Below are 7,147 nucleotides of genomic sequence, written 5' to 3'. Positions count from 1 at the left end.
GGCGGCCGAGGCCGTCGGCACGACGGCGTCCGCCGCGCCGCGGATGCGTTCCGCGGCGCGGCGGGCACGTCGGATTCGCGCGGGCCTGGCCCGAGCGCGCGGGTTGTGGCGCGACTTCACGGGCGAGTCGGCCTACGACCGCTACGTCGAACGGCATCGGCGCGAGCACCCCGACCACGCACCGATGAGTGCGCGCCAGTGGTGGCGGGCCCGGGCCGACTTCGACGAGAGCAACGTCTCCGCCGGCTGCTGCTGACCTGCCGCGCTCAGGCATCGCTCCCGAGCACGCTCGGGTCCTGGATGACGGCGCTGCGCACTCGCAGCTCGGGGGTGATGACCCGACTGCCGGCTGCCTGCGCGACGACCCGGCCGTCCTTGACCAGCAGGTCGAGAACGGCCTGCGCGACGAGGTCGATGCGTTGATCCACGCTGGATAGGCCGACGGCACGCGCCACGGGGGTGTTGTCGAAGCCGATCACGCGCACTTTCGGCCCGACGGCGAGGAGCGCCCCGAAGGCCAACGAATCCGAGGCGCAGACCAGTCCATCGATGTCGGTATGGCGTGTAAGTAGTTGCGTCGCGGCACGCATGGCATCCGCGACGTTGTCGGGGCAGGTGGTCACGAGCTCGTCGGCGTCGCTGGCGTTCATCAACCCGCCCTCCAGGACGGCGTCGCGCCACCCGGCGCATCGAGACACGCCCTGACCCGCCGAGTCCGGCCAGCCGAGAAAACCAATCCTCGTCGCACCGGTGTCGATGAGGTATTCGGCGGCGGCGCGAGTACCGGCTGCGCCGTCCACGTCGACCCACGGGTGCTCGGCCGCCTCCTCTTCACCCCACGGCCTGCCGAAGGACACACATGGCACGCCCCTGTCGCGCAGCCAGGCGGGGCGCGGATCACCCGCCTGCGTGTCGGTGAGGATGACACCGTCGATGTCCCCGGAGGCGACCAGCTCGCGCAGTCTGGTGATCTCGTCGTCGCGATCGGCGGCGGTGTACAGCAGGATGCGCAGCCCCAGTTGGGCGGCGCGCATCGTGATCTCGTGGAGGAAGACATCGAGGATGGCGCCGGATATCCCCGCCGGCAGCGGGGCGAGGCGCAGCCCAATGGTGTCGGAGCGACGAGTGCGCAGACGGCGGGCGGCGGCATCGGCGCGGTAGCCGAGCTCGTCGACCGCGGCATGCACCTTGCGGGCGGTGGCCGGACGGACGCGCTCGGGATTGTTCAGGACGTTGGACACGGTCTGCGGTGAGACGCCGGCGCGGCGCGCCACCTCCTGAATGGTCACGGCCCTGGCCGCCATGCCTCTCCACCCCCATGATGTTGCGGGCGTCTCGCCCCGCCACAGCTTACTTCATACCGGAGAACAAGTCCTGTCTTATAACGATCAAATGTAGTGCTACCAAGGACTTGATCGTTAAAATAATCTTGCTTATGCTGACGACGTTCGCGTCAGCGCCGATGAAGTCGAGGACCGTCATGACCCAGCTCCAACCTCTCCTCCATGAGCAGGTCGTGATCGTCAACGCCCCGGCACAGGCGATCGCCGCGCCCGACGGTTCCATGGGCGATGCGCCCGTACAGGGGGTCTACCAGTCGGATGTGCGCGCACTGCGCCTGCGCGCGCTGTCCGTAACGGGCTCCGCGCTGGAACACCTGAGCGTCGAGCGGTGCGGAGCCGCGGCCTCACGCCATCGCGCCCTCGCCCGCGGCCTCGACCGCGGCGGGGCCGATCCCCGCAGCATCATCACCACCGATCGCACGCTCGTCCCCGCCGACGACGGCACCGTCCTCACCGAGACACTGACTGTGCGGATCGCCCAGGACCGACCCGTATCCACGACCCTCACTCTCGAGCTGGCCGCCGACCTTTCCCCCCTCGCCATGATCAAGGGCGGTGAGCGTCTGAGCGACCTTCCCTGGACCGTCGCCGGCGGAGACACCGCCTCGGTCCGCCGCGGCCAGGTGCGCGCCGTCGTCAACGCCCCCGAGGCACGTCTGGAAACCGTAGGCACGCGCCTGCGTCTGCACTGGGACGTCTCGGTCGCCGCCGATATCCCCTTCACCGCGTCCTGGTCCCTGACCGCATCCGACGACGACGCCGTCGTCCAGCCCGCCCCCGCCCTGCCGGCCCGCAAGCGCCGTGGAACACCCGATGCGCGTGCAGCCGCCTGGCTGGAGGTCGCCCTGGATGACCTGGACCACCTGCTGCTGGCCCGCCGCGCCACACCGACCCAGCCCTTCGCCGCCGCGGGCGCACCCTGGTTCCTGACCCTGTTCGGCCGGGACTCGCTGTGGACCTCACGCTTGCTGCTGGAAGCCGCCGACCCCTGGTCCCTGGCCCTGGCGGAGGGCACGCTGCGCACCCTCGCGGACCTGCAGGGGCGCAGGTACGACGTCGATACCGCCGAACAGCCCGGGAAGATCATGCACGAGCTGCGCCGGGAGGCGAACGCGGTCGATGCCGACACGGTCCTGCCGCCGCTCTACTACGGGACGATCGACGCCACCGAGCTGTGGATCCTCACGCTGACCGACGCCCGCCGCGCGGGTTTGGCCGAGCCCGTCGTGCGCGAACTACTGGACCCCCTGCGCCGGGCACTGTCCTGGTTGACCACCTGCGCCGACACCGACGGCGACGGCTTCATCGAGTATGTGGACGGCACCGGAAGGGGCCTGGCCAACCAGGGTTGGAAGGACTCCGGCGACTCCATTCAGTTCGCCGACGGCCGCATCGCGCAGGGGCCGATCGCGCTCGTGGAGGTGCAGGCCTACGCCCATGCCGCGGCGCTGGCCGGGGCGGAGCTGCTGCGTGACTTCGGCAACGGCGACGACGCGGTCCTGGCGGCGACGGCAACCACCTGGGCCGCCGCGCTGCGGGAGCGCTTCGCGGAGGCCTTCTGGCGCGGGGACACCGCCGACGGCTACCCCGTCATCGCCCTGGATGCACGCAAGCAGCAGGTCGACTCTCTCGCAAGCAACATCGGTCACCTGTTGGGAACCGGCATCCTGGACCGGGCACAGTCGCGTCGGGTGGCCGAGCTGCTGGTCTCCCCGGAACTCAACTCCGGCTATGGCGTGCGCACCCTGGCCTCCACCATGGCCGGCTACTGGCCGTTGAGCTACCACGGCGGATCGGTGTGGACCCATGACACCGCCATCGCCATCGACGGCCTGCTGCGCGACGGCTTCACCTCCCAGGCGCGCACGCTCGCCGAGGCCCTACTGACGGCGGCGCCCTGCTTCGGGTTCCGCATGCCCGAGCTGTTCTCCGGGACGCCGGCCGACGACGGCGCCCCGGTCCCCTACCCGGCCTCCTGTCGGCCACAGGCGTGGGCGGCGGCCGCCGGCGCCGTGGTCGCCCGCGCACTCTGAGTCCACCGCCCCATACCTACCAAGCCCACATCAACCCACCATCCCCCGCCCGGGACACCTCAAAGGAGAGAACATGAAGATCACTCGCCGTACCTTCGGCACCTACACCATCGCCGCCGCAATCACCGCAGCGCTGGCAGCCTGCGGATCCAACTCGATGGACGACTCCGGGAACGCCGCCGCCTCCGGATCCGGAGGCGGCCTCACGCTCCTGATCGCCTCGTCCGGCGACGCCGAAACCGCGGCCTACACGACCGCCGTCGAGGCCTTCACCGCCGATACCGGCATCGCGGTGGAGCTGCAACTCGCGACCGACCTCCAGCAGGAACTCGCCCAGGGATTCGCCGCCGACTCCCCCGCGGACGTCTTCTACCTGGCCCCCGACTATCTCGCCTCCTACGCGGACAACGGATCGCTCTACGCCTACGGCGACCAGCTGAGCAATGTCGACGACTTCTATCCGTCTTTGGTCTCCAGCCTCACTCGCGACGGCGTTCTGTACGGCGCCCCGAAGGACTTCTCAACGCTGGCCCTGTTCATCAATACGGCCATGTGGCAGGCCGCCGGGCTTACCGAGGCCGACTACCCGACCGACTGGGAATCCCTGGAGTCGGTCGCGGCGAAGCTCGCCGCCTCCGGCACCACGCCGCTGACATGCAGTCCCGAATACGCCCGCGTCGGGGCCTTCATGGCGCAGGCAGGGGGCGGACTGACCAACGCGGACGGCACCGAGGCCACCGCGAACTCCGAAGGCTCGATCACGGGCCTGACCGAGGTGAAGACCCTGCTCGAATCCGGCGCGCTCGTGTTCTCCTCCGATCTCGGTGCCGGTTGGGGCGGGGAGGCCTTCGGTTCCGGTCTTGCAGCCATGGCGATTGAGGGAAACTGGCTGGTCGGCTCCCTGTCCGCCGACTACCCCGACATCGAGTATGTAGCCGTCGAGCTTCCCGCGGGCCCCGCCGGGAAGGGCACCATGCAGTTCACCAACGGCTACGGCATCGCCGAGGCGTCGGTGCACAAGGAGGACGCCGTCAAGTTGGTGGAGTACCTGACCTCCACGGAGCAGCAACTCGCCTTCGCCCAGGCCTTCGGCGTCATGCCCTCGGTCTCCTCCGCCCGCGAGCAGTGGGAGGCGGAGAACCCGACCATGACCGCCTTCATCGCCGGCGCCGACTACGCCATCAACGTGCCCACCGCCGCCGGGGCGGCCGACGTCGTCGCCGACTTCAACTCCCAGATCGCAACCCTGTCCAGCGCGGACCCGAAGACGATCCTGGAGTCCGTCCAGACCAATCTTGAGGCCGTGATCGCGTGAGCTCCCGCCGATCCCGCTCCGGTTCGGGCCGGGCCAGCACCCGCAGGCGTCGTGGGGGAGGCGGCCTGGTCGGTTGGCTGTTCGTTGCGCCGGCCGTGATCGTCCTGGCGGTGTTTCTGCTACTCCCGGTACTCATGGCGGCGTGGGTCAGCGTCTCCGACTGGAGCGGGGTCGGCAGCCCGCTGTCCGGCTCCGTGAACTTCGTCGGCGCCGCTAATTACGCCGAACTCGTCTCCGGCGGGCTGGCGACCCGCGACTTCGGTATCGCCCTGCGCAACAACGTGTGGTACGTGCTGCTGGTGGTGCCGACACAGACATTTCTGTCCCTGTTCCTCGCCGTGCTCGTCAACCAGCGGATCATGGCCCGCGGCGTATTCCGCACCGCCTTCTACTTCCCCTCGGTGACGAGTTCGGTGGCCATCACGGTGCTGTGGCTCTTCCTGTTCTCAGCCTCCGGCGCCGTCAACAAGATTCTGTCTCATCTGGGCGTCACCGGTCCCAACTGGTTCCACGATCCCACCGGCGTCGTCGCCGCCCTCCTCGGACTGTTCGGCATCGACGGGTCGCGGACGCTGACCGGCAGGTTCCTCGGCGTCACGGCGTGGGAGTGGCTGTCCGGCCCGTCCTTCGCAATGACCGCCTTCATCGTCATGGCGGTTTTCACGACGTCGGGCACCTTCATGCTCATCTTTCTGTCCGCCCTCCAATCGCTGAGCCCGTCGGTGGACGAGGCCGCCATGATCGACGGCGCCGGTACGTGGACGCGCTTCTGGAGGGTGACGGTCCCCCAGCTCAAGCCGACCTTCTTCACGGTCATCACGCTCGGCCTCATCGGCTGCTGGCAGGTCTTCGACCAGATCTACACGGGCACGCAGGGCGACCCCGGCAAGACCACGCTGACGCCCGCGTACCTGTCCTACCAGGCCGCCTTCTCCAACCAGAAGTGGGGCCGCGGCTCCGCCATAGCCTTCGTGCTGTTCGCGATCATCATCGCGCTGACGCTGCTACAGCGCTGGGTGCTGCGCGACAAGGATGACGTGCGGGCAAGGCGGGCCGAGCGGCGTCGGCGGCGGCAGTCCCGACGGCGACAGCGAAGCTCCGCGCAGGCGGTCACCGCCGAGGGCATCATGGAGGGGGCGGGCCGATGAAAACCAGCGGGTCATCCGGGCGTCATATGGACCGCGGCCGTGGCCGTGCCACCCGACGGCGTTCTCGGCTGCATGTGGGCAGGGCGGCACTGTACCTGGTCCTCGTGGTCCTGGCGCTGGCCTACGTCTTCCCATTCCTGATCAACGTCGCGACCTCCTTCAAGACGGAGTCGGAGGCGACTTCCGACCCCCTGGGCCTGGTTCCGCGCACGTTCTCGACGGCCGCCTACGTGAAGCTGTTCGGGGCATCCGACTTCCCCCTGTGGATGCGCAATTCGCTCGTCGTCACGCTGGTGGTGACCGCCGGGCGTGTGCTGTTCGATTCCATGGCCGGATATGCGCTCGCCCGCATCCCCTTCAAAGGCCGTGGAATCGTCTATGCGCTGCTGGTGGCGATCATGTCCGTGCCGGGCGTGGTATTGCTGATTCCGAAGTTCCTCGTCATCAATCAGCTGTCGATGTACGACTCCTGGTCGGGGCTGATCGTTCCCCTGCTGTGTGACGCCGCGGGGGTGTTCATCATGAAGGGCTTCTTCGAGTCGATTCCCGCCTCGGTGGAGGAGCAGGCCCGCGTGGACGGGGCGGGCACCTGGAGGATCTTCTTCTCGATCGTGCTGCCCATGAGCGTGCCCAGCCTTGTCACCATCACCATTCTGTCCTTCCAGGGATCGTGGAACGAGCTGAGCCATTTCATCGTGGCGTCGCGTTCTTCCGGACTGGTCACCCTGACCAAGGGCGTGGCGCAGCTGAGCGCCGGCAGCCTGGGGCAGGGCAATCAGTACCCGCTGAAATTAGGCGCCGCCCTAATTATGACGGTGCCGGTGGCCGTGCTGTTCTTTATCTTCCAACGCCGGATCATGGACACCACCTCGGGTGCGGTCAAGGAATGAATGTCCTGGGGCCGGAGGGCGCCTTACGGGATTCGGGTGCATTTTGTTACGCCGGTCTGCGGTCTGCTGCGCCGCTTAGTCGTCTGCTGTATGCCTCGGAGGCCTTCAGCAGAGCGTTAACTGGCGTTGTTAACGGTGAGGTGGCGTGGGAGTCGCCCGGCTGGGTGAAGGTGTCGACGATGGTCTGCGGCGGGAGCGGCGGTGCGGCGGGGACGTCTGGAGGTGGCGAGAGCGGCGGTTGCGGGTGTGGTGTGTGGGGTTGTTGGGACGTATGGGGATGTTGGGGCGCTCGCCGGATGGTCACGATTCGGTCTACGGTACAAAGATTGGTACGTTTTGACCCCGACTTTTCCGCATGACTTCGTTGAAAGTTGGTGGCTGGAGGGGGTTGGAGGGGTGTCGGTGGCGCTTGGCTTGT

Annotated in this window: 6 protein-coding genes; 5 read left to right on the top strand and 1 reads right to left on the bottom strand. The window is 68.2% G+C overall.

The features are described 5' to 3' along the window. The coding region (locus DRB06_RS08360) for a YbdD/YjiX family protein (RefSeq protein ID WP_309300327.1) at positions 1–256 on the top strand (256 nt) is incomplete at its 5' end. 10 nt (positions 257–266) lie between these two features. Here DRB06_RS08360 and DRB06_RS08355 read toward each other — a convergent pair. Further along, positions 267–1,304, bottom strand: a complete 1,038-nt coding sequence (locus DRB06_RS08355; RefSeq protein ID WP_073333510.1) for a LacI family DNA-binding transcriptional regulator — start codon at positions 1,302–1,304, stop codon at positions 267–269. Between the two features lie 176 nt (positions 1,305–1,480). Between DRB06_RS08355 and DRB06_RS08350 the strand changes: the two genes are divergently transcribed. From DRB06_RS08350 to DRB06_RS08335, 4 genes are all read left to right on the top strand, one after another. Further along, positions 1,481–3,376: a glycogen debranching N-terminal domain-containing protein gene (locus DRB06_RS08350; RefSeq protein ID WP_210580232.1), complete on the top strand. Its 1,896-nt coding sequence runs from the start codon at positions 1,481–1,483 to the stop codon at positions 3,374–3,376. 73 nt (positions 3,377–3,449) lie between these two features. After that, positions 3,450–4,691, top strand: a complete 1,242-nt coding sequence (locus tag DRB06_RS08345) for an extracellular solute-binding protein (RefSeq protein WP_111819672.1) — start codon at positions 3,450–3,452, stop codon at positions 4,689–4,691. Continuing rightward, positions 4,688–5,839: a carbohydrate ABC transporter permease gene (locus DRB06_RS08340; RefSeq protein ID WP_258522205.1), complete on the top strand. Its 1,152-nt coding sequence runs from the start codon at positions 4,688–4,690 to the stop codon at positions 5,837–5,839. The genes DRB06_RS08345 and DRB06_RS08340 overlap by 4 nt, the downstream gene beginning before the upstream one ends. Further along, on the top strand, positions 5,836–6,729 hold the full coding sequence (locus DRB06_RS08335) for a carbohydrate ABC transporter permease (RefSeq protein WP_111819671.1): 894 nt from the start codon (positions 5,836–5,838) through the stop codon (positions 6,727–6,729). Before DRB06_RS08340 ends, DRB06_RS08335 begins: the two co-directional genes overlap by 4 nt. Positions 6,730–7,147: the final 418 nt, after the last annotated feature.

The sequence above is a fragment of the Actinomyces sp. Z5 genome (genome assembly GCF_003287795.1).
Taxonomy (GTDB): domain Bacteria; phylum Actinomycetota; class Actinomycetes; order Actinomycetales; family Actinomycetaceae; genus Actinomyces; species Actinomyces glycerinitolerans.
This window is presented reverse-complemented; position numbering and strand designations above follow the sequence as displayed.

Bases quoted from the DNA above. Each gene is read 5' to 3' on its own strand.
- DRB06_RS08355 (WP_073333510.1), bottom strand. From the start codon at position 1,304: ATGGCGGCCAGGGCCGTGACCATTCAGGAGGTGGCGCGCCGCGCCGGC.
- DRB06_RS08350 (WP_210580232.1), top strand. From the start codon at position 1,481: ATGACCCAGCTCCAACCTCTCCTCCATGAGCAGGTCGTGATCGTCAAC.
- DRB06_RS08345 (WP_111819672.1), top strand. From the start codon at position 3,450: ATGAAGATCACTCGCCGTACCTTCGGCACCTACACCATCGCCGCCGCA.
- DRB06_RS08335 (WP_111819671.1), top strand. From the start codon at position 5,836: ATGAAAACCAGCGGGTCATCCGGGCGTCATATGGACCGCGGCCGTGGC.